Here is a 24698-nt window from a genome sequence, read left to right on the forward strand (position 1 = left end):
GGCTATGGAAGTTTTCATCGCATCATCGTTGTTCGATCGGCCGGGAATGGTCGGTGACCAGGGGCGATGCTTTTGCGTGAGATCCCTGACCGCGAAAGTGCGCGTGAGCGTACGGGAATCGTTGACACTCGGTGGAGTCGGATGAACACTGTCGCCATCGACAGGTGTCAATCACTGTCGATCCGGGTCACCCGCACTCTCTGGTCCTCCCCTCCGGTCGTTGACCGCACGACAACCGGCAACCCCGCCGCGTTGTGCGACACCGACGCGCGGCCGTACTCGGGCCACCGGCCGCCTCGTCGGGTCGTACAACGCCGCCTGGCTTCGCTGCCAGGTTCCACGAGGAGGAAGCGCGCACATGATCAAGGCCCCCGCGCACCCGAAGAGCCGCAGACGCGCCCGCGCCAGGCTGCTCGTCAGCGGTGCCAGCGCCGTGGCGATGGTCGCGGCCACAACGCTCCTGCCCGGCACCGCCCACGCCGCCATCACCACCAACCAGACGGGCTGGAACAACGGCTACTTCTATTCGTTCTGGACCGACAGCCAGGGAACGGTCTCCATGGAACTGGGGTCCGGCGGCAACTACAGCACCTCGTGGCGCAACACGGGGAACTTCGTCGCCGGTAAGGGCTGGAACCCCGGCGGACGCAGGACGGTGAACTACTCGGGCAGCTTCAACCCGTCCGGCAACTCATATCTGACCCTCTACGGGTGGACGAGGAACCCGCTCGTGGAGTACTACATCGTCGACAACTGGGGCAGCTGGCGGCCCACCGGGACGTACAAGGGCACGATCACCAGCGACGGCGGTACGTACGACATCTACCAGACGATGCGCTACAACGCCCCCTCCATCGAGGGCACGAGGACCTTCCCGCAGTACTGGAGCGTCCGGCAGTCGAGGCGGACGGGCGGAACCATAACCTCGGGCAACCACTTCGACGCGTGGGCGCGCTACGGGATGAACCTGGGCAGCCACGATTACATGATCATGGCCACCGAGGGATACCAGAGCAGCGGGAGCTCCAACGTAACGGTGCGGTGACGCCCGTTCCTCTCCCGGCGGCGACTGCACGCGACCGGGTCTGCCCGGCAGTCTCCCGCAGCGCGGGCTGACCTCAGCACGCGTGAAACCGCACAGTGGCGCGGCGGCCATGGCCGTCGCGCCACACCGCTGCGACCGGCCGCTGCTCAACGGCATCGCCCTGCTCGACCGCGACGCCCTGACCGGTCCAGGCCTCAAGCGGCGGCGGGCTGCGGGTGGGGTGGTGGCCGCCACCGGCGGCTCCTCCTGTCCCCCGGCCCGTCCTGACGGGTCTGGACATCCCGTGGCTCGCTGGCCGGTACGTGACCGAGTTCGCCGGCCTGGACCCGCGCCGGGCGGCTCGGCTTCGGTCAGCGACACCGTCACGCCGGGGGCGCGGGCGCGTAGCGTGGCCAGCGCGGCGGCCGTCCTGGATGGTCGAGGCTGTTCGATCGGTGCACGCAGCGTGGGTCCGTGACTAGGTGACCGGTTGCCCGGCTGGTCGGCGCGCCTCCGTGGAAGGGGCCGTGCGCGGGGACGATGGCCGGCGTGGCTCGCTGCTCCGGCCGCCTGTGACTGGGTGCCTGACGCTGCTCAGCCTGGGGCGGTCCTGACCGAAGGCCGCCTCTGCCGGTCCGGGATGTTCGCCGAATGGATGGGACGTCTTCGTCGTCGCTGGCGTGGAGGTCGTCGTGCTGTGGGAAGGGCCGGGGGCCTGGTCGCCGTGACGGCCAGGCCCCCCGGGGAGGGGTCAGGACTGCTGGGAGCGGAGGGCGAGCGCGTCGGCGGCGATCACGGTGGCGTACCTGGCCGGAATGTGTTTGCCGGACTGGGCTGTGGCGTACTGGGCGACCTGGTCGTAGCGTCCGGCGGCCAGCTTGCTCGTCAGCGCCGACACCGCGCCCTGGTCGGCACCGGAGGTGATGATGAGGTGGCCGAGACCGGCGGGCGTGGCGGCGACGGTGAACGTGGACGTCGCCACGGCGGTGCCCTTGGGGCTGGTCGCCTCTACGCGCAGGGTGTGCTCGCCGAGGCTGAGGCCGGTCAGGTCGAGGGGCTTGCCGGGGGCTACGGGGGCGCCGTCCAGCTTGACCTGCACGTTGTCGGCGTTGGCGGCGGCGACGCCGACGACCGGCCGCTGGGCGCGGTCGAGGGTGGCGCCGTTCGCGGGTGAGGCGATGTCGACGGTCGGCTTGGGCCGCGCGCCGTGCAGCATGGCGTCGTTCCAGCCGGCCAGTTCGGCGGGCCGGTTGGTGATGATCCCGTCGACGCCGAGGGCGTCCAGGCTCTTCCAGGTGGCGGCGGAGTCGACCGTCCAGGCCATGACCGCGACGCCGGCGTTGTGCAGGTCGGTGACGACATCGGGCCTGGCCAGCAGCGGGCCGCTGCTGGGGTTGTAGGCGGTCAGGTGGAGCTCCTTGGCGATCGCCACCGGGTCGGCGTCGAGGCTGCTGCGCAGCAGGCCGAGGGGAAGCTCCGGAGCCAGTTCGTAGGTGTACTTGAGCGCGTCCACCTCGAAGCTCTGCACGAAGACCCGTTTGGTCATGTTCTGCTCGCGGATCACCTGGACGATCTTCGCGACCTGGTCCCGGGTGTGCGCGCCCTTGATCTCCAGCAGCAGGTCGCCGCCGCGGGTGCGCAGGTCGGCGAGCTGCTCGGCGAGCGTGGGCATCCGCACGCCGGTGTAGTGGGGTGAGAACCACGAGCCCGCGTCGAGCGCCTTGAGCTGGGCGGAGGTGAGGTTGCGGATGGAGCCGGTGCCGTCGGTGGTCCGGTCCACCGTCCCGTCGTGCAGGACGAACGGCACGCCGTCCTTGCTGGGCTGCACGTCGTTCTCGATGAAGTCGGCGCCCGCGCGGCGGCCGATCTCCTGGGCGACGAGCGTGTTCTCCGGCGCGGCCGAGGAGGCGCCGCGGTGGGCGATCACCGTGACGGGGCTGCCGGCCGGGCGCAGGTATCCGTTGCCGGGCAGTTCGGTGATCTTGACGTCGTCGAACGAGACGGTCGAGCCGTTGACGAACAGCGCCTGAACGCCGTCGGCCGAGCGCACCAGGCTCGTGGTGCGCATCATCTGCTGCCCGTCGAAGAACCAGCGCGCCTGGTTGCCGTGCACCTCGATGGACACCTTGATGTCGCGGCCGGTGCCGGCGGCGTAGGGCGCGGCGGCGGTGTCGGTGACGTTCCAGGAGCCCGCCGTCGTCATCTGGGCGAACTCCAGGCCGTTGCTCGCGGTGCTGCCGCTGCGCATGGTGGCGATCCACCACGGGCGGGCACCGTCGGCGGGGACGTCGAGGCCGAACGCCTCCCACCTGGTCGGCTCGGCGACCTTCTCGAAGCGGACGGTCGCGTCGAACCTGAAGTCGTCCAGGTGCCGACCAAAGGTGATCTTGTTGTTGCCGCTGGTGGCCGTCCCGACGAGCCTGCCGTCCTGGACCTTCCAGGTCCCGTCGACCACCCGCCAGCCTGCGGGCAGGGCGCTGCCGGAGAAGTCCTCGGAGACGATCACTTTCTCGCCCGCCGGGGCGGCGGACGAGGGGCCGGCGGCGGCGGACAGCGCGCCCGCCCCGAGCACCACCGCGCCGAGCGCGGCCACGGCCCGGCTCGCAGTGCGCCACAGCGTGTGCGGCAAAAGGTTGTTTGTCACAGGTGCGGACGGTAAGAGCGGCCCCGGAACCAGAGCCGGATATTCAGTTATCAATGTCCGAATAGTTGATGTTCGTGCGGTATTCGCGCCGACCGTTCACACCGAATTAATGCGGGCAGTGGCATGCCGACGAGTGCCCGTCATTTTTGTGTCAGGGTGGTTTGATAGGGGCGGCGGAGCAGGCCGCCCACTCCCCTACCAAGGGGTTCTCGATTCCGGAATAACCAAATAGTGGGCGGTGCCGCGGCTTACGCAATCGCTACAGCCATCCGTACAGCCGCCCTGCGCGGATGTCCCGCACCGCCAGCAGCTACCCGCGGCGCGCTCAGCGCTCCGTCGCTCCAGCTCAGCTGTGACGGCGCCGTCAGCGGGTCTGCCGACACCACCGGACGCGCCACCGGGCCGACGCCTCACCGATCGCGGTCAGCCGCGCCCCACCACATGCGGGAGAATTCTTCGCCAGCAGACGGGAAAGGAAAGGAGAACTCCCGGATAAACGCCACACCGGCAGTGACATCAATAGCTCTTCGGACGCAATGGCAACAAGATTCCCCGCTGTCATTTTCAGGTTGCGCTACTCCTGCCCGACCTGGCGACTCCACTGCTGATTGGCGGCCTGCCTATCGCCCTCCTCGTGGACGGACCGCCGTTAATTCACAGCAGCAGGTCGAAGTTGGCGTGCAGGCTGGTCAGCGGACTGTCGGGTCAGTTCGTCGGTGTGGTGAGGTCGGCTGCGGCGTCGAGGCAGATGTCGAATAGTGCTCGCCGGGTTTGGGTGGCGTTTTGAGTCCTTCGCGGCCCGTTTGACGACCTTCTCCGTCTGCGCGGCGGGCGCGGCCGCGGACCTGGGTCAGCAGCAGCCGCATCTCCTTGACGAGGCCACTGTCCACGAACGCCTGCTCCTCGTCCGTCCGTGGACGGTCTGGCGGGCGGCGTGACGCTGGATCCGTTTTGCGGACGCCGGCCCGGCGTCAGCCCTAGGGCGACCCGCGTCGGTGTCGAGACGCTCCGGACCCGGGTGAACGATCTGACGACGTCGTGCCTCGGTCCTTGGGAGCCGGCGACTCGGTCCCCGGTACTCCGATGGGGCAAGCGGTCATCCGAGGACGGGCGATATACCTTAGGGGGGTACCGTATGATGTCGACCGTCGTCCGGAAGGAGTGGAGATGGGAACGATCGAACGCGTCGTGGTCGCCGGGGCGTCGCTGGCGGGTCTGCGGGCCGTGAAGACCCTGAGGGAGGAGGGGTACAGCGGCGAGATCAGCCTGGTCGGCGCCGAGCCGCATCTGCCCTACAACCGGCCGCCGCTGTCCAAGAGCGTGCTGACGGGAGACGATGACGTCGCGCTGCCGGGCGGCGATGACCTCGACGTCCGCTGGCTCGGTGGGCGCCGTGCCGTGCGGCTGGACACCCGCGCCCGGACGGTCGGGCTGGACGACGGCACCGAACTGCCCTACGACGGGCTGGTGATCGCCACGGGCGCGCGCCCCCGCCGCCTTCCCGACGAGCAGATGAGCCTGCGCGGCGTCCACGTCCTACGCACGATCGACGACGCGAAGGCGCTGCGCGAGGCCCTGGCCGAGGGAGCCGAACGGGTGGTCGTCATCGGTGGCGGCTTCATCGGCGGCGAGGTGGCCTCCACCCTGCGCTCGCAGGGCCGCCAGGTCACCGTGGTCGATGCCGGGCAGGTTCCCATGGCCGGCACGATCGGCCGGCAGGCGGGCCGGTGGCTGGCCGGGCATCACGCCAGGCACGGCGTTGAGCTGGTCTCGGGTGTTCGGGTGGTCGCGTTGACCGGCGAAGACGGCCGGGTGCGCGCGGTGCGGCTGAGCGACGGCCGTGCGGTTCCGGCCGATCTGGTGGTCGTCGGCATGGGCGTGGTGCCCAACACCGAGTGGCTGGACGGCAGCGGCGTCCGGGTCGACGACGGCGTGGTCACCGGCGCGGACCTGTTCGCCGAGGGCGTCTCCGGCGTCGTCGCGGCGGGGGACGTCGCCCGCTGGCCGCACGGCCTGTTCGACGGCGAGCTGGTGCGCGTCGAGCACTGGGCGAACGCCAACGAGCAGGGCGCCGTCGCCGCCCGCAACCTGCTGCGCGGGGTCGGGGAGGCGGAGAGGTTCGAGGCCGTCCCCGCGCTCGGGACGCGGGTGCACGGTACGCGGGTACAGTGGGCCGGCTTCCCGCGGTTGGCGAACGAGAGCGGCCTCGTCTCCGGCGACATCGACGAGGGCAAGTTCGCCCTCGCGTTCACCCGGGAGGGAGTCCTCGTGGGGGCGGTCGCGGTCGACCTCCCCAAGGAGATGATCCGGTTGCGTAAGGCCATCGCCGCCCGTGAGCGGCTCTCCGTGACCATCTGATCCCGAAAATCTGTCACGGCATGCGTGGCCACGACGTCTCCCTGCAGAAGGGCGCGTCGGCCCGTCCCCCTACGAAATGAAGGTTTGTGATGACGACACCTGAGCGGCACATGCCCCACCATGGCGAGGGCGAGAACCACGGCGGCCACCACCACGGTGACCACGGAGGTGATGGCCACGGCGGGCCGGCGAGCTGGGGAATGGCGGCCCAGGCCACGGCGCACTGCCTGACCGGATGCGCGATCGGCGAGGTGCTGGGCATGGTGATCGGCACCGCCCTCGGGCTGCACGGCCTGGCCACGGTGGTGCTCGCCGTCGCCTTGGCGTTCGTCTTCGGATACGCGCTGACCATGCGCGGAGTCCTGCGCGCCGGGGTGGGCCTCAGGGCGGCGCTGGGCGTCGCCCTGGCCGCCGACACGGTGTCGATCGCCGTGATGGAGATCCTGGACAACGGCGTCATGCTCGCCGTGCCCGGTGCGATGGACGCGGGCCTGGACAGTTTCCTGTTCTGGGGTTCGCTGGCCTTCTCCCTGGTGGTGGCCTTCCTCCTGACCACGCCGATCAACAAGTGGATGATCGGCAGGGGCAAGGGCCACGCCGTCGTCCACCAGTACCACCACTGACCTGTCCCCCGGCGTCAGGGCGCGCGGCGGCACTGGCCGTCGCCCCCGGGCGCCGCCATGGTGTTCATCGGCGGCGTCAACCTCGCACTCTGCCGATGGGCCTGGTGACGCGTTCCCGAGGCGGCGCCCGCCGCCGTGGCGGGTGGGCTGGCGCCGGACGGGCGAGCGACCGTTGCGCCCCGGTCCCGCCTCGCGTCCGGCGGGCCGCGCGGACGGATCGTCTTCCCGGTACCGGAGGGGTGGCGGACGGGAGTGCATGCGTACAGTCCCGGCGTATGGAGCAGATACGGCAAAGGCTGGCGCGGTTCATCGACGGACCACCCCGGGCGCCGCGCGCGGCCGTCGAGCGCCGCATCCGGCGGCTGGTGAGCGTCAGCGCGGTCCTGGCGAACGCGGTGGGTTCGCTGGTGGTGCTCGTGCTGGCGACGGTCGTGCTGCCGGATCCGGTGGAGATCCGTGGCCATCAACCGCTCCAGCGCGCCAACGTCGCCCTGTTCTTCGGTTACACGACCACCGCGATCGCCGTGGGCGTGGTCGTGGGGCTGCGGGTGTTCCGGCCGATGCGGCGGCTGTTCGGCACCGAGCGGCCGCTCACCGAGGCCGAGCAGCGGCTGGTGCTGCGGGCGCCGCTGCTGCTCATGAAGGTCCACGGGGTGCTGTGGGGCGTCGCGGCCGTCGGGTGGGCGGGGATCAACCTGGTGTTCTCGCCGCTCATGGCGCTCAAGCTCGGCCTGACCGTGCTGCTCGGCGGGCTGGCCACCTGCATGATCGTCTATCTGGTGTCGGAGCGGCTGTTCCGCCCGGCGGCGGCGATCGCGCTGACCACCCGCGTCCCGGCCGGGTCGCGCGTGCCGGGCGTCGTCACCCGGTCGGTGCTCGCCTGGGGCCTGGGCACGGCGGTGCCGGTGCTGGGGATCGTGTTCATGAGCGTGGCGTCGCTGACCGTCGCGGACGTGTCGAGCCGCCAGCTCAGCTGGACGATGGTCGCGCTGGGCGGCGCCGCCCTGGCCGTCGGGCTCGCCGTCACCTACCTGGCGGCCCGCGCGATGGCCGACCCGATCGGTTCGGTGCGTCTGGCCATGGCCCAGGTGGAACGGCAGAACCTGCTCACCGAGGTGCCCGTCTACGACGGCAGCGAGATCGGGCGGCTCCAGGCCGGGTTCAACCAGATGGTCGCCGGGCTGCGCGAGCGTCAGCGGCTGCGGGACCTGTTCGGCTGGCAGGTCGGCGAGGACGTCGCGCGGCTGGCCCTGGAACGCGGTGTGACGCTGGGCGGGGAGGTCCGCGACGTGGCGGTGATCTTCGTGGACCTCGTCGGGTCCACCCGGCTGGCCGCGACCCGCCCGCCCGGGGAGGTCGTCGCGCTGCTCAACGAGTTCTTCGCGGTGGTCGTCGAAGTCGTCAACCGGCACGGCGGCTGGATCAACAAGTTCGAGGGCGACGCCGCGCTGGCGATCTTCGGCGCGCCGCTGGACCTGCCGGACGCGACCGGACGCGCCCTGGCCGCCGCGCGCGAGCTGGCGTCCCGCCTGGCCGCCGAGGTGCCGCAGGTCACGGCCGCCGTCGGCGTGTCCGCCGGGCCGGCCGTGGCCGGGCACATCGGCGCGGAGAAGCGGTTCGAGTACACCGTCATCGGCGACCCGGTGAACGAGGCCGCCCGGCTCACCGAGCTGGCCAAGAAGACCCCGGGCCGCGTGCTGGCGTCCGGGACCGCGCTGGACGCCGCCGGGCCGGACGAGGCATCCCGCTGGGAGGGTGCGGGCGAGGTCGTCGTCCGGGGCCGTCTGCGGCCGACCCGCCTGGCCGCGCCCCGTCCGGATCCCAGCGTGCCCGGCCCCCGGCCGGAGGCGCCCGGCGAAGACCCCTCAGGAGGCCGATGACGGCACGGGCAGGGCGTCGTGCAAGGCGGCCGGTCCGGAGGATGGAAGCGGGCCGAGATCAGCGCCTCCACCAACAGACTCCTGCCGCCGCCAGGGCGCCTCCCGCTGCCCCCAGTGCCAGGCGGTGCTGGGCTGCCCATGTCTGCGGGCTCCGCTGATGCGCGCGACCGTCGAAGACGCCGTGGGCGCCGAAGTCCTTTCCGTCCTTGCCGTCCGCCGGCTCCCACAGGTTCGCCGGCTGGTCGGGATCGCGGGGCTCCCCGGTCTGCTGGGAGTCGTATCCCGTGCGGGCCAGGTAGCGGTCCAGCAGCCCGGGAACCAGCCGGTTGGCCAGCAGGGTCCCCACCGTGCTGGCTCCGACCCAGTACTCGCGGCGCCGGGGGTGCTCGGCCGCGTAGACCAGAGCCCGGGCGGCCACCTCCGGCTGGTAGATCGGCGGCACCGGCTGCGCGTGCCGCGGCAGCCGGGACAGCAGCCAGCTGAACTGCGGAGAGTTGACCGCCGGCAGATGCACCATGGTCATCTGGACGCCCGACCTGTCGTGCATCAGTTCGCAGCGCAGCGACTCGTAGAACCCCTGGATGGCGTGTTTGGCTCCGCAGTAGGCCGACTGCAGGGGAATGCCCCGTTTGGCCAGCGCCGACCCCGTCTGCACGATCACTCCGCGACCGCGCGGCCGCATCCGGTCCAACGCGGCCCTCGTGCCGTGCACGAAGCCCAGATAGGTGACCTCCGTGGCCCGGCGGAACTCCTCGGGCTCGATGTCCCAGAACTCGGCGAAGACCGAACTGAACGCGACGTTCACCCAGACGTCGATCGGGCCGAGTTCCCGTTCGATCCTGTCGGCCGCCCGGTCGACCTGGTCGAAGTGCGCCATGTCCACCGTGAGCGGCAGCGGCCGGCCGCCCGCGTCGCGCACCTCCTCCGCCGCCGCCTGCAGCCCGGTCTCGCCGCGGGCCAGCAGCGCGACGCGGGCGCGCCGCGTTCCGAACAGCCGTGCGGTCGCGCGACCGACTCCGCCGCTGGCCCCCGTGACCACGACCACTCGGTCAGCGAACGCGTCTGCCATTGCAACCCCCTCCTGCCCAGGCGCCACGTGCCGTGCCTCGTCTACCCGGGAGCGCACTGGTGAACCGCGTCGCCACACGGGGCACCAGCGGCGTAGATCTTCCAGTGCCCGGTCCCTGTGCCGGCGTTCGGTCGTCGACACCTGCCGCCCAGCGCCGGCGTCACGCACAGGGGGACGCCACGGCCGCTCTCCTCGGGGGCGGTTCCGTGATCAGCTGAACGCCTCGATGAGGGTCCAGATCGCCAGGCCCGCCATGCACAGGCCGCCGATGCGCTGGACGGTCTTCAGCGGAACCTTCTTGGCGATGAAACGGCCCGCCAGCAGCGCCAGGGCCGACACCGACATCAGGGCGGCCGCCGCCCCGATCGCGGTGGGCAGCCATGGGTTGGTGGAGGCGAGGTTGGCGGTGGTGATCTGCGTCAGGTCGCCCCATTCGCTGACGAAGACGGCCGTGAAGGCGGCGGCGTAGGCGGGCCAGAAACGGGTGATCTTGCCGCCCGCCCGGTCGTCGTCCTCCTCGTCGTCACCCGAGCGGAACAGGACGACGGCGCCGAACGCGAAGAGCGCCGCCGAGACGAGCTTGACGGCCATGGCCGGCAGCAGGCCGATGAGGCTGCCGGCGCCCACCGCGATCGTGACGTGCACGATGAACGCGGTGGAGGTGCCGAACCACACGTACAGCGGGCGCATGCGCGTGCCCATGGCCAGCGAGGCGAACATCGTCTTGTCGGGGAGCTCGGCGAGAAAGATCAGCCCGAAGGCGGTGATGAACGCCAGAGGATCGAATGTCATGCCCGGGGGCGCCTTCCACTGGGGCCGGGCCGCGAACCTCGGCGACGCCCTGGGAGGCGACGGACGAACCACTCGGCCCGGCACGACGGTACAGCCCGCATGGTGGTGCGGGCAGGTCATGCCTTGCCGAAGGTCTCGTCCGCCCCGCGCGTCAGCGCGGTGGCTCGGTGGCCGGGACATCCTCGGATGTCCAGTGTGTCGACCAGCGATGTCGCAGGACTACTCCCCTTCGCCGACAGGGAGTTTACAGGGGGGCCGGCCGCGCCGGAACGTCACGGGAGCGGGGACGCCGGAGCCGGTCCGTCCGGCTCCGCACGCCGGCGGCCTCGCGAGCGGCCGTGGGCGGCTCATCGGCCGGGCGCCCTCATTGTCCGTGCCGCTCGGCATCGAACGCCTGGGCGACGGCGAGGCTGTCCTCGTACACGTGGTGACGGGTGACGAGGCCGTGCTCGACCGTGAGGTGCAGGGCGAACCGGGCGCGGTAGGCGCGGCCGGTCGACCGGGCCGTCTGGCGGATCTCACCGAGCACCACCGCCTCGTCGCCGTCGACGAGGATCCGCTCGATCTCGGTGCCCGCCTGGTCGGGCACGTGGTGCTCGGCGAGCTGCCGGAAGTGGGCGGCGGCGTCGGCGCGGGTGGAACGGTGGCGGATCCACGGGGTGGCGGCGCGCCCGTGCTCGGCCTGCGGCCAGTTCACCTTCCAGTCCACCCGCTCGGCGTACAGCTCGGCCACGCCCTCGGGGTCTCCCGCACCGATCCGGCGCAACAGTTCCTCCACCACCGCCCGGGTCGTCGCGGATGTGGCTGTGGGCATGGCGAATCCTCCTGGTCTGACGCCGCCGCCTCGTGGTGGGGCGGACGAACGCCATCCTGGCGGCGCCGCCGCGCCGGGACGATTACCCGGCAGGTAACCACCCGCGTGATCGGGATGTCCCGGCGGCCGCCGCGAAGACCGCTACCCGGCGTGGTCGCGTTCGGTCAGGTGAGTCCCTGGGCGAGGATGGCGTCGGAGACGCGTTCGAAGCCCGCGATGTTGGCGCCCTTGACGTAGTCGCCCGGGGAGCCATAACGCTCCGCGGTCTCGTGGCACTTGTCGTGGACGGCCTTCATGATGCGGGTGAGCTCGGCCTCGACCTTCTCGAACGTCCAGCTCACGCGGGCCGCGTTCTGCGCCATCTCCAGCCCGCTGACCGCGACGCCGCCCGCGTTGGCGGCCTTGCCGGGCCCGAACGCCACGCCCGCCTCCTGGAAGAGACGCACCGCGTCCGGCGTGGTCGGCATGTTCGCGCCCTCCGACACGGCCTTGACGCCATTGCGGATGAGCGTGACCGCGTCGTCGGAGTTCAGCTCGTTCTCGGTGGCCGACGGGAAGGCGATGTCGGCGGGCACCTCCCAGACACGGCCGCCCGGCACGTAGCGGGCGGACGGGCCGCGCAGCTCGGCGTAGTCGCCGACCCGTCCCCGCCGGACCTGCTTGACCTCCTTGAGCAGGGCGAGGTCGATGCCCTTCTCGTCGACGACGTAGCCGTCGGAGTCGGAGACGGTGACGACGTTGGCGCCCATCGCCTGCGCCTTCTCCACCGTGTAGATCGAGACGTTGCCGGAGCCGGACACCACGACCTGCTGGCCCTCCAGGTCCTCGCCGCGCAGCCTGAGCATCTCGGCGGTGAACAGCACGCTGCCGTACCCGGTGGCCTCGGGGCGGCCCGCCGAGCCGCCCCAGCCGATGCCCTTACCGGTGAGAACGCCGGCCTCCCAGCGGTTGACCAGTCGCCGGTACTGCCCGAACAGGTAACCGATCTCGCGGGCGCCGACGCCGATGTCGCCGGCCGGGACGTCGGTGTGCTCGCCCAGGTGACGGTGCAGCTCGGTCATGAACGACTGGCAGAACCGCATCACCTCGTCGTCCGAGCGGCCGCGCGGGTCGAAGTCGCTGCCGCCCTTGCCGCCGCCGATGTTCAGCCCGGTGAGCGCGTTCTTGAAGATCTGCTCGAAGCCGAGGAACTTGATGACGCCGAGGTTGACCGTCGGGTGGAACCGCAGCCCGCCCTTGTACGGGCCGAGCGCGCCGTTGAACTCGACCCGGAAGCCGCGGTTCACATGGATCTCGCCCTTGTCGTCCTGCCACGGCACCCGGAAGATGATCTGGCGTTCCGGCTCGGTGATCCGCTCAATGATCTTGGCGTCGAGAAGCTCCGGACGCCGGTCCAGCACCGGTGCGAGGGTCTCCAGGACCTCTTTCACCGCCTGGTGGAACTCCGGTTCGCCCGGGTTGCGGCGCAGGATCCGGTCGAACGCCTCGTTCAGCACGGTCTCGGTGGCGGGCGAGGCGGACCTCCCGGGAGGCAGAGGCATGCATGCTCCTTCAAGCAGGTTCAGGGCGACCTATCGGACGATCGTGTCTAGTCACGCACCGTTATGGAGGATACGTTCGCCACCAACCGTTCCGGTTTCCAGGTCTCCCCCGGTGAGATCCGCCGGCCACGCCGCCGATGCCCTCGACGCCGCTCCGGGCACGGCCGGACGGTCGAAGGAGCGACCGCGGAGTGGCACGCGAAGGAGCGCGGAGAGGAGAGCGCCGATGAGTCACCCCCGGATCCACTTCGACCCGTTCGGCGAGCCCCGTCCGGCGGGCACCACCCACCCGATGCTGGACGAGCTCCGTGAGCGGTGCCCGGCGTTCCACAGCGGGGCCGGGCACGGATTCTGGGTGCTGACCAGGCACGAGGACATCGTCGCCGCCTACCAGGACGCCGGGTCCCACTCCAGCCGGGCGATCTCCGTCATCGACCCGGATCCGCCCTACCAGTGGATCCCGATCATGCTGGATCCGCCGCTGCACACCACCTGGCGCAGGCTGCTGCGGCCGCTGTTCACCTCCGCCCGCGCCGCCGCGATGCGGGACGCCGTCCGGCGGCGGTGCGTCGAACTGGTCGAGGGGATGGCCGCCAAGGGATCGTGCGACTTCGTCGCCGACTTCGCCCGCCGCTTCCCCACCACGGTGTTCCTGGAGTTCATGGGACTGCCCGCCCGCAGGCTGACCGCCGACGCCGACGTCCACGGCTGTCCCATGCGCGCCGGGGACATGGTGATGCTGCCGCTCATGATGGCCAACCGGGACCCCCGGGTGTTCCCCGACCCGCAGACCGTCGACTTCGACCGCGCGCCCAACCGGCACATCGCCTTCGGCGCGGGTCCGCACCGCTGCCTCGGCGCCCATCTGGCCCGCCTGCAGCTGCGCATCGCCCTGGAGGAATGGCACCGCCGCATCCCCGACTACCGCATTCCGGACGGCGCCCGGCCCACGGAACACGCCGGCCTCGTCCTCGGCCTGGACACCCTGCCCCTGACCTGGCCGACCTGAGCACGGGGTCGTGAGCGGGGCTTTCACCGGCGGGGGCGCCCCGCAGAGCGGGCCGCGGGGCTCGCGGCAGCGGCGGGTCGGCGCGGACGTCACGGTAACGCGAATCCCAGGGCCGTGGTGTTATTGAGTGGCCTCATGATTAGAAATCGATTAACTACGAGGCGCAATTCTTCGAGTACCTTGTCGAAGGTGACCGAACCAGAGTGTGGTCTGATCCGGGGTCGGGGCATGGGCGGCGCCCGCCGAAAGGGCAAGCCGGTCAAAACGGTCCTTGGTCGTGCAGTGGCGGCCAGAACATCCCATGGCGCCGATACCGCCGCCATGTTCAGAACGAGCGATTTCAACAGCGAAAACCGCAGACCGGCACGGACGAGAGGCAGCCGCCTGTCCGCGACCGCCGCGCCCGGGGTGCCGTCATGATGGACGACGTCCCGCCTCCGCCTCCTTACACCGCCATGGCCCCGGTCCGGCAAGAGATGAGCCGGCGTTCGGTGCCCGGTCTGGCACCCGCCGACTGGGGGCGCCTGGAGACGATGCGAGGGTTCATCGCCGCCCACACGACGGAAAGCGCGCTGCGGGCCGTTCTGCCACCGGACGCGCACGGCGACGCGACGGAATTGATCGCCCGGCACACTCGATTCGATCACGGGGCCCTGCTCGTCTTTCCCGGACGGATCGACAGGGCATTGACGGAACTGGAAGAGCGCGGACTGAAAGCGGCGCCGACCGTTCCCAGTACGGTGGTCCGCAGTCACCTGGCGAAGCGTTACGGGCTTCCCCGAGAGCAGTTGCCGGTCGTGATAACGCACGTGAAGACGTCGAGAGATCGGTCCATGGAACTGTTCCTGCTGCCGTCGCACGCCTCCGCGACCGGCGGCCGCATCGCCGAGGACGAGCGCTCCTGCCAGCACCAGACACACCTGGGCTTCCGCGTCGCCGAGCCCGGCGAACGCGTCCTCGACCAGATCTGGGATGCCGTCGCGAGACGCGCCGGGCTGACCGCGGACGGCGGCGGCTTCAACCCCCACCAGGGAAAGGCGGGATGCACCGTCCTGTATTTCCGGGGGGCCGGACGTCTGCCGGCCCCCTACCACTGGCCCAGGCGTATTGAAATCCTCGCCGACGGCCACCACCCATGGATTCTGCGCAGGCACCGCGGGGAAGTGTGAACGTCCCGGCGGAAGAGGGCGGTCAACGAACGGCGTCCCCGTGGGCTCCGACCATGGCACGTCCGGTCAGAATCCGCCGGCGGCGCCTCGACAGGCCGTCCTGGAAGGCCGCGGCCCGATTGAGGTGGGGGAATTCCTCGTCGGGCACCGGGACGCCCAGGAAGTCGCAGAGCGGCTCCCAGCCTTGGGCCGTGTCGAAGACGAGGAGCCGGTCGGCGGGCACATGGGCCCGCACTTCGGCGTTGTGGCGGTTGAAGACCTCGATCGCGTGCTCGCGGTCGGCGAACCGGTCGCCGAACGTCCCTTTCCAGATCACCTCTCGCGAGATCCGCCGACGCCGCCGCAGGCCGGGGTCCAGCAGGTCCTCCAGCCGCATCAGCATCCCCTCAGGGGTCAGCGGCGCCGGACGGGAGGATCTGTAAAGAGTGCGGGACATGCTGGCATACCAGCGATCCGGGGGACGTACGGTCAGAATGACCTTCGCATGCGGATAGGCCGCGACGAGTTCCCGCCAGTATGCGCAGACCGGCCAGTCCAGTGCGGCGCGGTAACCGGCCAGCACCACATCCCACGAGATCTGCTCGCCGTCCACCACGGCTTCCCAGCGTCGCAGCGACTCCTCGCTCTCGCCGAGTGAAGTCATGTGGTGGCATGGGCCGTATCCCAGGCGCGTCAACGCCTCTTTCAGCGAATAGCTGCCGGTCCGGCCGAAACCGGCCCCGATGATCTCCAGCATTCTGAACTCCTGTGACGACGCCACTCCCCCGTGGGTGTGGCGTAGCGAATCGCGGCGATGACGTGCCGGGGGTTTTCCGGTCGGCGGCCTCAGCCGTCCAGTGCGGCCAGGTCGTGGGCTTCTGTACCGCTTCCGGGCACCGAAGGGCCGACGCTGGGCCACAGCGTGGGGTCGATGTCGGGAAACTCGCTCAGCAGGCGGCTGATGTCCGGCGCGATGGCCTGACAGAACACCGCGCGAGTGGCTTCGTTGACGACGGGCTTCGGAGACGACCGCCCCACCTGTTGGTCGAAAGGGCGAACCGGATGCCACATGTCCGGGTCCACGCCGATGAACTCGAAGGTGCGCCGGGCCTGCCGCTCCGGTTCGGCGACGCACCGTTCGTACTGCAGGACCAGGATCCGGTCGCGGTCGAAGCTGTTCATCAGCATCCGCAGCTGCTGCCAGTACAGAGCCCTGTGGAACTGGTGTTCCATGACGGCCGCGAGGGAGTGCCCGGCTTCCAGGGCCCGGTGGAAGCCCAGGGCCGACGCCAGGCGTTCCAGCGGATCACGCAGCAGCACGAGCAGTCTGGCCTCCGGAGCGACCGCGCGCAGCATCGGCGGCGTCCAGAAGTCGTACATGTACCGAGGCGTCCACTCGCCGGCGATCGCACCGGGCGGACGGGGGAAGTAGCGGTGATATTCCGCCGGATCCACGTCTTCGACGCGGCCGTAGTGGTCGAAGAAGTGCACCTCTTTCGCTCCGTGAAGCGCTCGGGAATCGGCACCGGAATGGTCGGCGGCCGCCTGGGCGGCGCGTGGTGAGGCGATCGCGGGATGGGTGGTCAGCACCGACCACCACCATGTCGTGCCGGACTTCATCGTCCCGACCCCGACGAAGTCGGGCGGCCCCATCCGCCATCCGGGCGGTACCGGCGGTGGCGGCGCCGGTGGCGCCACGTCGTCGAGGAGCCGGAGCCGGTGCGCCGGTTCTTTTCGGTTCTGCGTTGTCGTGTCCACCTGTCCCCCCACAAAGCCGCTCGCCGTCCTGTTGGACGGCCACGTGAGCGAGTGATCGATCGGTCCTGGGGGGTTGTGGTGCGCGTCCCGGGTCATTCCAGGCGGTGCCGGAGCGCGTCGTAGCCTTCGGTCGGCAGGGCGCCGTTGATGACCTGACGACGAAGCTCCGCCTTACTGATCTTTCCCAGTGCGGTGCGGGGCAGCGCCGGAACGACGGCCAGACGGGCGGGCAGGTCCTTGTCGCCCATGCGCCGCTGACGCAGGAACGCGCACAGCTCGTCCAGGGTCGGCCGGGCGCTGCGCGGGACGACGACGGCGCAGGCGGCTTCGTGCCCCTGCCGGTCGGGCACCCCGATCACGGCGACGTCGGCGACGGCGGGGTGGCCGAGCAACTGGCTCTCGACCTCCGCGGTCGGGATCATGGGCCCCCAACCGACCCGGTCGCAGGCGCGCGACAGGTAGTGCAGCCGCCCGTGCTCGTCGCTCCGGACCAGGTCGCCGGTGTCGTACCAGCCGTCGTCGCGGTCCGGGGTCCACGTCGTCCGGCCGGACCGGACATCGAGGATGCCGAGGCACATGCTCGGGCCGCGGACATTGAGGCTGCCCGCCCCGGAGGCGTCCTCGCCGCGTATCTCGACCTGTGTGCCTCCGACGGGCCGTCCCATGCCCAGCTCGGCGGGTTCCGACGGGTCGTCCGGCGCGGTCACGCAGAGGGGGCCGCCTTCGGTCATCCCGAATACGTTGATCAGGCCGGTGCACAGGTGAGCGCGTATGCCGACCGCTGTCGGGGCGGGGAGGGGCGCGCCGATACTGACGACGCGGCGCATGCCGGACAGGTCGCGTTCGCGTCGGCGCTGGGCGGTGACCAACTGCCCCAGGAGGGCCGGAAGGCCGACCAGACAGCTCACCTCATGGTGAGCCACCAGATCGAGCCACTGGTCGGGGCCGTGGAGGTCGTCACTGGTGAGCAGCACCGCACGCCCCCCGGTGACGAGCGGCATCAACGCCAGGTATTTCAGCCCCGACGCATGAGTCAATCCCGCGGCGCTCGTCAGGACCGGCCGGGGCGGCAGGAACGCGGCGGCCGCCCGCAGTGACGCGTACAGGGTGTTGCCGGAATGCACCACCGCTTTGGGGCTCCCGGTCGTGCCGGAAGTGAGCGCCACGTGCCGCGGGTCGTCCGGCGAGACCTGTGGTCGCTCCGTGGCGGGCAGCGGCTCGGCGGCGTGCGCGCTGTCCAGCAGTTCCCCCAGGTGGACCGTGCGGGGCGCGAGGCCCGCGGCATCCGGCGCGCACGCGTCCCCGATGACCAGCAGACGGGCCGGGATGCCGGTGAAGGCGATCTCCGCCTCGCGGGCGCCCGCCCAGGGCGACAGCGACATGGTCACCGCTCCCACCCTGCCGCACGCCAGCCACAACGCCGCGGCCTCCCACCGGTTGGGTGATCGAAGGGCCACCAGATCGCCGGGCCGCACGCCCAGCCCCCACAGCACCGCCGCCAGCCGCTCCACCTGTTCGGCCAGCTCACCGAAGGTGACCGTCGCCGACTCGGTGGCGCCTCGCAGCGACCGCACGTTCACGTAGGCGACCGACGCGGGCATCTGACGAGCACGGGCGTGCAGATCGTCGACGAAGCTCTCTCGCCGCCACCACCCCTGGCGGTAGAAGCCACCTGCCGCCGGAGGCATGGCTGACGGCAACTCGGTCACACGGCTCATAGCGTCCCCCCCGATGAGCCAGGCGACCAGCCGGCCACCATTCGCTCACCAACAGTACATGAACCATGACTCTGAGCAATGAGAGGTGTGGTCGTCAACCCCCTTGCCACCGAGATCACGACCGGTCGGCGACGCGACCTGCCGCAGGCGACCGCCCCAACGCACCTTCCGGGCCGTGGCAGGGGCCTGCGCCGAGCTCGCCGTCCGCGGTCAGGACACCGTCCTCGTCGCGGCCATCCAGTGGGTGACGCACGGGCTCACCACTGATCTCAGCCGGTCTCGTCCGGCACCGCGCAGGCGGCGGCGATCGCGGCGGTGTCCCAGTAGAAGGGGCGGACCTCGGCTATCCGCCCGTCCTTGATCGCCACCGTCTGCAGGATGGGGAAGGCGAGCTCGCGGCCGGTGGCACGCGCGCGAGCACGGACCCGGGTGAGCACCACGGCGGTCTCGCCGGTGGCGAGGAACTCCTGTTCCACCATGTCGAACGATTCCCACGTGTGGCTCATCGCGAGGAAGAACCGCTCCATGCCCGCGTGCCCACGCCAGACGCCGCCGTAGGGCAGGGCGTCGGCCTGGTGCAGCACGACATCGGACGCGAAGAACGGAGCGAGCAGATCGAACGAGGCCTCGCCCGGCCCCCCGGCGGCCAGGTACTCCGCCTCGGCCGCGTACATGCCGGTGAGGACGGTCAGCGAGTCGGTCGTCAGCGAATCGGTCATGCCGACAGCCTGGTCGGCCACGTCGCGACACGCTGGCGGCATTGCGACATCACGTTCCAGCCGGGCCGGCGGGGATGCGGGAACGCGGCCGCGGCCCGGGTGATCAGCGGGTGGGGCCGTCGGAGATCGCCGCCGCGGCGTACTCGTGCAGCCGTTCGGCGGCGTCGGCGAGGTCGGCGGAGGCCACCACGCAGGCGGTGATGTGGTCGTTCAGCGCGTGGTACAGCCAGGGCGGTGCGGCGTCGTGCGCACGGAGCCGGGCCGCGAGCCGGCGCAGCCGTGCGGCGCACTCGGCCAGCACGTCGGCGTCGGCGCCGAGGACCCGGGCGTGGGCGGAGACAGGGTTAATGGGCATGTACTGGCTCCGGGGTCAGCGGGCGGGCAGGGGGACGGCCGGCGTCCGCAGGCCGCTGCGGGCGGGCGCGGTCAGGCACAGCACCGGGCGGGCGCCGTCGAGGCCGAGCGCGTCCAGGGCCCGCGCGAGGGGGTTGGCGGAGGAGCCGACGGTGAGCCGCATGCCGGGAGACGGGTGAGCCCGCCGGCGCCCGCGTTCGCGGATGTGCGAACGCAGCGGGGCTCCGTCCCGCCGGGAGTAGACGACGACGTCCCGTCTGACGAACGGCAGCCCGCGGCCCAGCGGCCCGGCCAGCGTCAGGATCGTGCCGTCGGTGTCGACGACCGTCACGGACGCGGAACGCCCGTCGCCCGCCACGCGCACCGCGCCCACCGAGGCCGGATGCCCCCACGCCTCGCCCGCCACGGCGCACGCCAGGTCGGTCGTGAGCACCGAGTGCAGGAAGCAGGTGCCCAGGCCGCGGTGTTCACCGGACGGCAGCAGTTCCCGCCACACGCGGGACGGGCGCGGACCGTCCGGGTCGGCGACGACGACCCCCAGGTGCGCCTCACCGTAGTCACCGAGCGGTGTCCCCCGGTTCTCGAACGCGTGGAGGGCGATGAGCGCGCGGCCGCCCAGCCGCACCGCGCGCCCGTGCTCCCCCAGCAGCCGCGCGGCGACGGCCGGGTCGGCGGTGAAGTAGGCGGTGAGCGCGCGCCCCTCCGGGGAACGCAGCGGCAGTTCGACGGTGTCTCCGGCCGTGGTGACCACGGTGGTCGTCGGGGGCACGGTCGTCGGGGCCGTGGTCGTCGCGGCCGCGGGCCTGCGGTCGTACAGCCGGTACAGCTGCGACCGGACGACCGGGCCCTGGTAGGGGCTCAGCCGCTCCTCCAGGCGGGCGCGGACCTCCGGAAGGTCTTCGGCGATGTTGGCCCGGTAGTGCTCCATGCGGTGGCAGGCGGGGAACACGTGGGCGGGGTCGGTGTAGTCGACCGCGTACCAGTCGGGGTGCAGGTCGAAGCAGGAGCCGGCGCCCTGCCCGTCCAGGCTGGGGATGAGGTCGTGCTGGTTGGTGATGCTGGCCACCCACGTGTGGGGTGAGACGGGCCGCTTGAAGTCGATCGGCGACCCGACGGCCACCACGTGGGCGACGGTGTGGCGGGCGCAGAACTCCGGGTCCTGCGCCAGATTCATGATCGCGGCGCCGCCGGCGCTGTGGCCGATGAGGGCGATGTCCTCGCCGGGCGGAACGCCGTAGTCCTCGACGGCCCGGGCCAGGGCGCGGCTGAAGGGGGCGCTGTCCATCAGGGTGCTGCTGAACGCGCCGAGCAGGTCGGCGGGCGAGTCCAGGTCGGGGTTGCCGATCCGCATGCCCGGCACCTGCACGACGTGCCGGCGGACGCCGTCCGGGCCGGTCACGGTCTGCACCAGGACCCGGCCGGTGGGGCCGACGACGCAGATGTTGGTGAGGAAGTCCAGCAGCGATCCGTGCGTGCCGAGCCGCGCGAGCTCGCCGGGTTCGGGGGCGGTGCGGCGGGCGGCGCCCTCCCCCACGTCCAGCACCGCGATCGCCCGGTTGCTCAGGCCGGTGATGGGGTCGGCGGTGGCGGCGGCCTCGCCGCTGGCGATGAGCCAGGCGGTACGGTCGTTGAGCGGATTGCGGTCCAGCAGGGCGCGCAACGCCAGGAACTCGCCGAAGATCGGGGCGATCGCGGTGAGGGTGCGGGCCGTGCCCCGGTCCTTGATCAGCGCGCACAGGGCCCGGACCGCGTCCATCTCCCGCTCGGCCGCCACCGCCTCGTGCAGCCGCGCCAGCAGCGGATCGGTGACCAGTTCGGGGTTGTCCAGGCAGACGGCGGCGATGCGCAGCCGCAGCGACGTCGTCATCATCCGGACGGCCAGGCTGCGCGTCCCGGCCATGCCGCCGAGCTTGGCGCCGAGGGTGCCGATCGGCCCGCCCGCGACGGTGTAGCCGAGCCCGCGCCGGTCGGTGACCGCGCGCAGCACGGCCCGCTGCGCCCGTGCCCCGGCGGCGGGCGCCCGGCGCAGCGAACCGTAGACGGCGCCGTCCGTGGCGGCGGCGGTGGCGTGCCGGGACACCTCGCGCAGCGTGGTGGCGATGTCGGCCAGTTCCCGCGCGGCCTCGCGCAGGACCCGGGCGGCGGGCTCGGCGTCGTGCTCGGCGTCGTGCTCAGTGTCGTGCTCGGCGGTCATCGGGCGCCTCGCCAGGTCATGCTCACGAACCGGGGCCGCGGATCCTCCGGCACGTTGCGGTGCAGCACGTCCGAGACCGTCCGGGTGGTGCCGATGATCCGCATCCCGACCGGGGAGAACGTCTCGGCGTTGCACACCCGGGGCGCCAGCAGCGGATTGGTCAGGGCCTGGGAGAACGCGTCGATCGCAATGATCTTGGTGAGCAGCGGCGGGAGGATGGCCCTGGCCGAGCCCGGCTCCTCGGCGAACAGGCCCACGTACAGGTCGACGTCGTCCACGTCCCGGTACAGCTCGCGCAGGGCCCCGTGGACGCGCGGATCGCCGGAGATCTGCTCGAAGCGGCGGACGCGCGGGAAGCGGCAGTGCGCGCGGTAGTCGTTGTAGGGGGCCAGGTCCACGGCGCGCGAGCCGGCGATGCTCGCCACGTCCACCTCCCGCAGGGCCGGGTCGGTGTTGAACAGCCCGATGCGTCCGGCCCGCTGCTCGGAGGCGTCCTCGAACAGCCGTCCCAGCCCCGCCTCGGGCAGCAGCGCGCTGCCGAACAAGGTGGCCGGCAGCGGCAGCTCCCGCCCCGCGACGACCAGTTCGGACGGGACCAGGCTGTGCCAGCGGTAGACCAGGTTGAACTCGATCGACGCCCAGTTCTGCCGGTGCCAGGGCGCCCTGGCCAGCCGGGTGCTCAGCCGGGGGTCGAGCAGGAAGCGGAAATGGTAGGGGGTGATGTGGTTGATGTACTCCTCGACCACCAGCTTGATGACGATGGCGATCACGATGTTGCGGGCCGTCTGGAACAGCCGCTCGTCGTCCCATTTCGGATAGGCGTCGGCCAGCACCCGCGCCACCCGGTTGTGCTCGCGCAGGAAGAGCACGGTGAACATGGTGAATCCGACCTGCGCGTTGCCCCGGTCGCCGCCGGTGGCGAACAGGGTGTCGCGCCGCGGCTCGTCGACCCTGTCGAACAGGGCCACGCTCAGCGCCGAGAACTCCGATTTGATCTTTCCGTTCTCGCACAGGTACGGCGGGAATTCTCCGCCGTTGACGAGCCGGCTCTTGAGCCGGCCGCCGTCGAAGGCGCGGATGGCGTTGGTCTGGTCCTCGGTGATCCCGTAGACCGGGTTGACGTCGATTTCGTGGTTGGAGCTGTTGCGACGCGGATCCCGGGGAACGTTGGTGTCGCCGCGCAGGAATCCGTCGGTGAACCACTGGGCGAAATAGGCGAAGAGCACCGTCGACCGTGGGCAGGGGATCATTTCGCCGCCCCGGGCGAACAGGTCGGCGGCCCGCTCCGCCGACGGCCGTGCCTCGTCGCGGCCGGGCACCGGCGGCAGGTGCCGGGCCATGTAGGTGCGGTCGGTCAGGGACGCCCACGAGGTGTAGTCGGACCTGGTGCTCAGCGGTTCCGGCCGTCCGGGCATCTCCCGGATCGCGCTGTCCATCAACGCGGCGTTCAGGCGCAGCCGCAGCCTGGGGTCGGCCTCGGCCAGCCGCCACAGCGGGCGGCCGTGGGTGAGGGCCAGGTAGCGCAGCCGGTTGGCCGCCCCGTCGGTGGCGATGCCGCGTGCCTTGGTCCGCTCGTTGCGCATGCTCACCTCTCGTCGCCGCCGAGCCCCAGCCAGAACCGGTCGGGGAAGACGTCCCGGTCGCGCACCACCGTCCCGTCCGGCGGGTCGAGCAGCCGCAGGCCGGGCCGCCGCAGCAGGCGGCGCACCGTCTCGGAGATCACCGCCGCGCCGGGATGCACGCCCACGCACGCGTGCGGGCCGTGACCGAAATGCAGCCGCGTGTGCGGCGGCCGGTCGGTGCGGAACCGGTCGGGCTCGGGCACGGCGGTCTCGTCGAACATGGCCGAGGCCACGGCGGCCAGGACCAGGGTGCCGGCGGGCACGACGGTCTCACGCGGGGTGCCCGCCGCCAGGACGTGCTCGCGTGCGCACACCCGAGTGATCATCTTCAGGAACGGGTCGAACCGCAGCGCCTCCCAGACATGGCGGTCGAACTCCGTCGTGTCCGGCTCGGTCGCGGCCCGGACGGCGGCCCGGTGGACCTCCGGGCGCAGCAGCAGCTGCCGCACCAGGTGGGTCGTCGAGCCGACGGCGTTCTCCAGGAAGCCCAGCAGCAGCCCCGCCACGTTGATCACTATGCGGTCGTCGTCCCAGGCCGGCTCGCCGGGCAGGACGGTGCCCAGCAGCCGGGCGAAGACGTCCTGGCGGTGCGCCGCGCCGCCGTCGGCGCGGCGTTCGGCCGCCACGCCGCGCAGATGGTCCATCATCTCCCGGCCGGCCGCCAGCGACGCGGCGTGGATCTCGGGGTCGCCGGCGAGGTTGGCGGTGAGGTCGGTGATGATCGCCCTGGACCAGCGCGCCGGCGTCTCGGGGTCCGGGCCGGAGAAGCCGAAGTACTCCGCGCACACCGTGGTGCAGACGGGCCGCGCCAGCTCGCCGACCAGGTCGATCCGGCCGCGCGGCACCGCCGCGTCCAGCGCCCGGTCGGCGGTGCGGGCGACCAGGGCGCGTACCCGGGGCACGTCCTCGGGGGGCAGCATCACCTGCATGAGCCCCTTCTCCCGCCAGTTCAGCGGGGTGCCGTCGCGGGTGAGCATGACCGGTCCGCCGACGGCCGGGTCGAGCCGGGAGGCATATCCGCTGACCGTGAATATGTCGCCGTTCTGAAGCACTTCGGTGACGTCCGGAAATCGGGTCACCAGCGTGAAGGCGGGGGTGCTCAGAATCGGCCGACGGGCGCGCAGTTCGGCGAAAAGGGGACGCCATTCGGTGCGCAGCCACCCCGCCAGCAGCGCCAGCCCCCGCATCGGATCGCGTTCGGCGGCCGCCTCGTATCGGTCGAGATAACCGTCCGCGGTGAGGTGCTGCGGCGCATCGCCCACGCGGTATCTCCATTCCGCTCGGAAAAGGGCATGCGTCATCCGCCTGAGAAACAGGTTCGTGACGCGAGGTATCTGGAAGCTAACCATCCATAGCCGGGTCCACAAGCGTTCGACGCAGAAAGTACGGATGTGGCTACATCCAGAGATATTTCCCTGGCTGCGGGGTTAC

18 protein-coding genes and 1 pseudogene are annotated in these 24698 nt (G+C 71.3%); 6 read left to right on the top strand and 13 right to left on the bottom strand.

Features of this window, described 5'->3' with window-relative positions:
• Positions 1-358 precede the first annotated feature (358 nt).
• Positions 359-1039: pseudogene (locus ABZ801_RS20310) on the top strand (glycoside hydrolase family 11 protein); the annotation flags it as partial.
• A gap of 736 nt (positions 1040-1775) precedes the next feature.
• Here ABZ801_RS20310 and ABZ801_RS20315 read toward each other — a convergent pair.
• Positions 1776-3668 carry a glycerophosphodiester phosphodiesterase family protein gene (locus ABZ801_RS20315; RefSeq protein WP_360699715.1) on the bottom strand — a complete coding sequence of 631 codons (1893 nt, stop codon included), beginning with the start codon at positions 3666-3668 and terminating at the stop codon, positions 1776-1778.
• A 1167-nt stretch (positions 3669-4835) separates the two neighbouring features.
• On the opposite strand from ABZ801_RS20315, the gene ABZ801_RS20320 reads away from it, so the two are divergent.
• From ABZ801_RS20320 to ABZ801_RS20330, 3 genes are all read left to right on the top strand, one after another.
• Positions 4836-6026 carry an FAD-dependent oxidoreductase gene (locus ABZ801_RS20320; RefSeq protein WP_360699718.1) on the top strand — a complete coding sequence of 397 codons (1191 nt, stop codon included), beginning with the start codon at positions 4836-4838 and terminating at the stop codon, positions 6024-6026.
• Positions 6027-6115: 89 nt separating this feature from the next.
• Positions 6116-6649: a DUF4396 domain-containing protein gene (locus ABZ801_RS20325; RefSeq protein ID WP_344939993.1), complete on the top strand. Its 534-nt coding sequence runs from the start codon at positions 6116-6118 to the stop codon at positions 6647-6649.
• 275 nt (positions 6650-6924) lie between these two features.
• Positions 6925-8529, top strand: a complete 1605-nt coding sequence (locus ABZ801_RS20330; protein WP_360699721.1) for an adenylate/guanylate cyclase domain-containing protein — start codon at positions 6925-6927, stop codon at positions 8527-8529.
• A 58-nt stretch (positions 8530-8587) separates the two neighbouring features.
• On the opposite strand, the gene ABZ801_RS20335 is transcribed toward ABZ801_RS20330, so the two are convergent.
• The 4 genes from ABZ801_RS20335 to gdhA all read right to left on the bottom strand — a co-directional run bounded on the left by ABZ801_RS20335 (position 8588) and on the right by gdhA (position 12745).
• Positions 8588-9598, bottom strand: coding sequence for an SDR family oxidoreductase (locus ABZ801_RS20335; protein WP_360699724.1), 1011 nt, complete (start codon positions 9596-9598; stop codon positions 8588-8590).
• Between the two features lie 210 nt (positions 9599-9808).
• Entirely contained in the window at positions 9809-10390 is a 582-nt protein-coding gene (locus ABZ801_RS20340) for a TMEM165/GDT1 family protein (RefSeq protein WP_360699727.1), read from the bottom strand.
• Positions 10391-10754: 364 nt separating this feature from the next.
• Positions 10755-11204, bottom strand: a complete 450-nt coding sequence (locus ABZ801_RS20345; RefSeq protein ID WP_360699730.1) for a nuclear transport factor 2 family protein — start codon at positions 11202-11204, stop codon at positions 10755-10757.
• A 164-nt stretch (positions 11205-11368) separates the two neighbouring features.
• Entirely contained in the window at positions 11369-12745 is a 1377-nt protein-coding gene (gene gdhA / locus ABZ801_RS20350) for an NADP-specific glutamate dehydrogenase (protein WP_344940007.1), read from the bottom strand.
• A 226-nt stretch (positions 12746-12971) separates the two neighbouring features.
• Between gdhA and ABZ801_RS20355 the strand changes: the two genes are divergently transcribed.
• On the top strand, positions 12972-13754 hold the full coding sequence (locus ABZ801_RS20355) for a cytochrome P450 (RefSeq protein ID WP_360699734.1): 783 nt from the start codon (positions 12972-12974) through the stop codon (positions 13752-13754).
• Between the two features lie 416 nt (positions 13755-14170).
• Entirely contained in the window at positions 14171-14923 is a 753-nt protein-coding gene (locus tag ABZ801_RS20360) for a hypothetical protein (RefSeq protein ID WP_360699737.1), read from the top strand.
• Between the two features lie 22 nt (positions 14924-14945).
• Here the strand turns inward: ABZ801_RS20360 and ABZ801_RS20365 are convergent, their stop codons facing one another.
• From ABZ801_RS20365 to ABZ801_RS20400, 8 genes are all read right to left on the bottom strand, one after another.
• Positions 14946-15659 (bottom strand): sulfotransferase family protein, encoded by a 714-nt coding sequence (locus ABZ801_RS20365; RefSeq protein WP_360699740.1) that lies wholly within the window; start codon positions 15657-15659, stop codon positions 14946-14948.
• 89 nt (positions 15660-15748) lie between these two features.
• A complete protein-coding gene (locus ABZ801_RS20370) occupies positions 15749-16660 on the bottom strand; it encodes a sulfotransferase (protein WP_360699743.1) in 912 nt (303 codons plus the stop codon).
• Positions 16661-16752: 92 nt separating this feature from the next.
• On the bottom strand, positions 16753-18378 hold the full coding sequence (locus ABZ801_RS20375; RefSeq protein WP_360699746.1) for an AMP-binding protein: 1626 nt from the start codon (positions 18376-18378) through the stop codon (positions 16753-16755).
• Between the two features lie 269 nt (positions 18379-18647).
• Positions 18648-19097 (bottom strand): nuclear transport factor 2 family protein, encoded by a 450-nt coding sequence (locus ABZ801_RS20380; RefSeq protein ID WP_360699749.1) that lies wholly within the window; start codon positions 19095-19097, stop codon positions 18648-18650.
• 103 nt (positions 19098-19200) lie between these two features.
• Positions 19201-19452: a hypothetical protein gene (locus ABZ801_RS20385; RefSeq protein WP_360699752.1), complete on the bottom strand. Its 252-nt coding sequence runs from the start codon at positions 19450-19452 to the stop codon at positions 19201-19203.
• A gap of 15 nt (positions 19453-19467) precedes the next feature.
• On the bottom strand, positions 19468-21645 hold the full coding sequence (locus tag ABZ801_RS20390) for a hypothetical protein (RefSeq protein WP_360699755.1): 2178 nt from the start codon (positions 21643-21645) through the stop codon (positions 19468-19470).
• A complete protein-coding gene (locus tag ABZ801_RS20395) occupies positions 21642-23228 on the bottom strand; it encodes a peroxidase family protein (RefSeq protein WP_360699756.1) in 1587 nt (528 codons plus the stop codon). Before ABZ801_RS20395 ends, ABZ801_RS20390 begins: the two co-directional genes overlap by 4 nt.
• Before the next feature lie 2 nt (positions 23229-23230).
• Positions 23231-24529, bottom strand: a complete 1299-nt coding sequence (locus ABZ801_RS20400; protein WP_360699759.1) for a cytochrome P450 — start codon at positions 24527-24529, stop codon at positions 23231-23233.
• Positions 24530-24698: the final 169 nt, after the last annotated feature.

Origin of the sequence: Actinomadura sp. NPDC047616 (assembly GCF_040642915.1) — a bacterium.
GTDB classification, from domain to species: Bacteria; Actinomycetota; Actinomycetes; order Streptosporangiales; family Streptosporangiaceae; genus Spirillospora; species Spirillospora miaoliensis.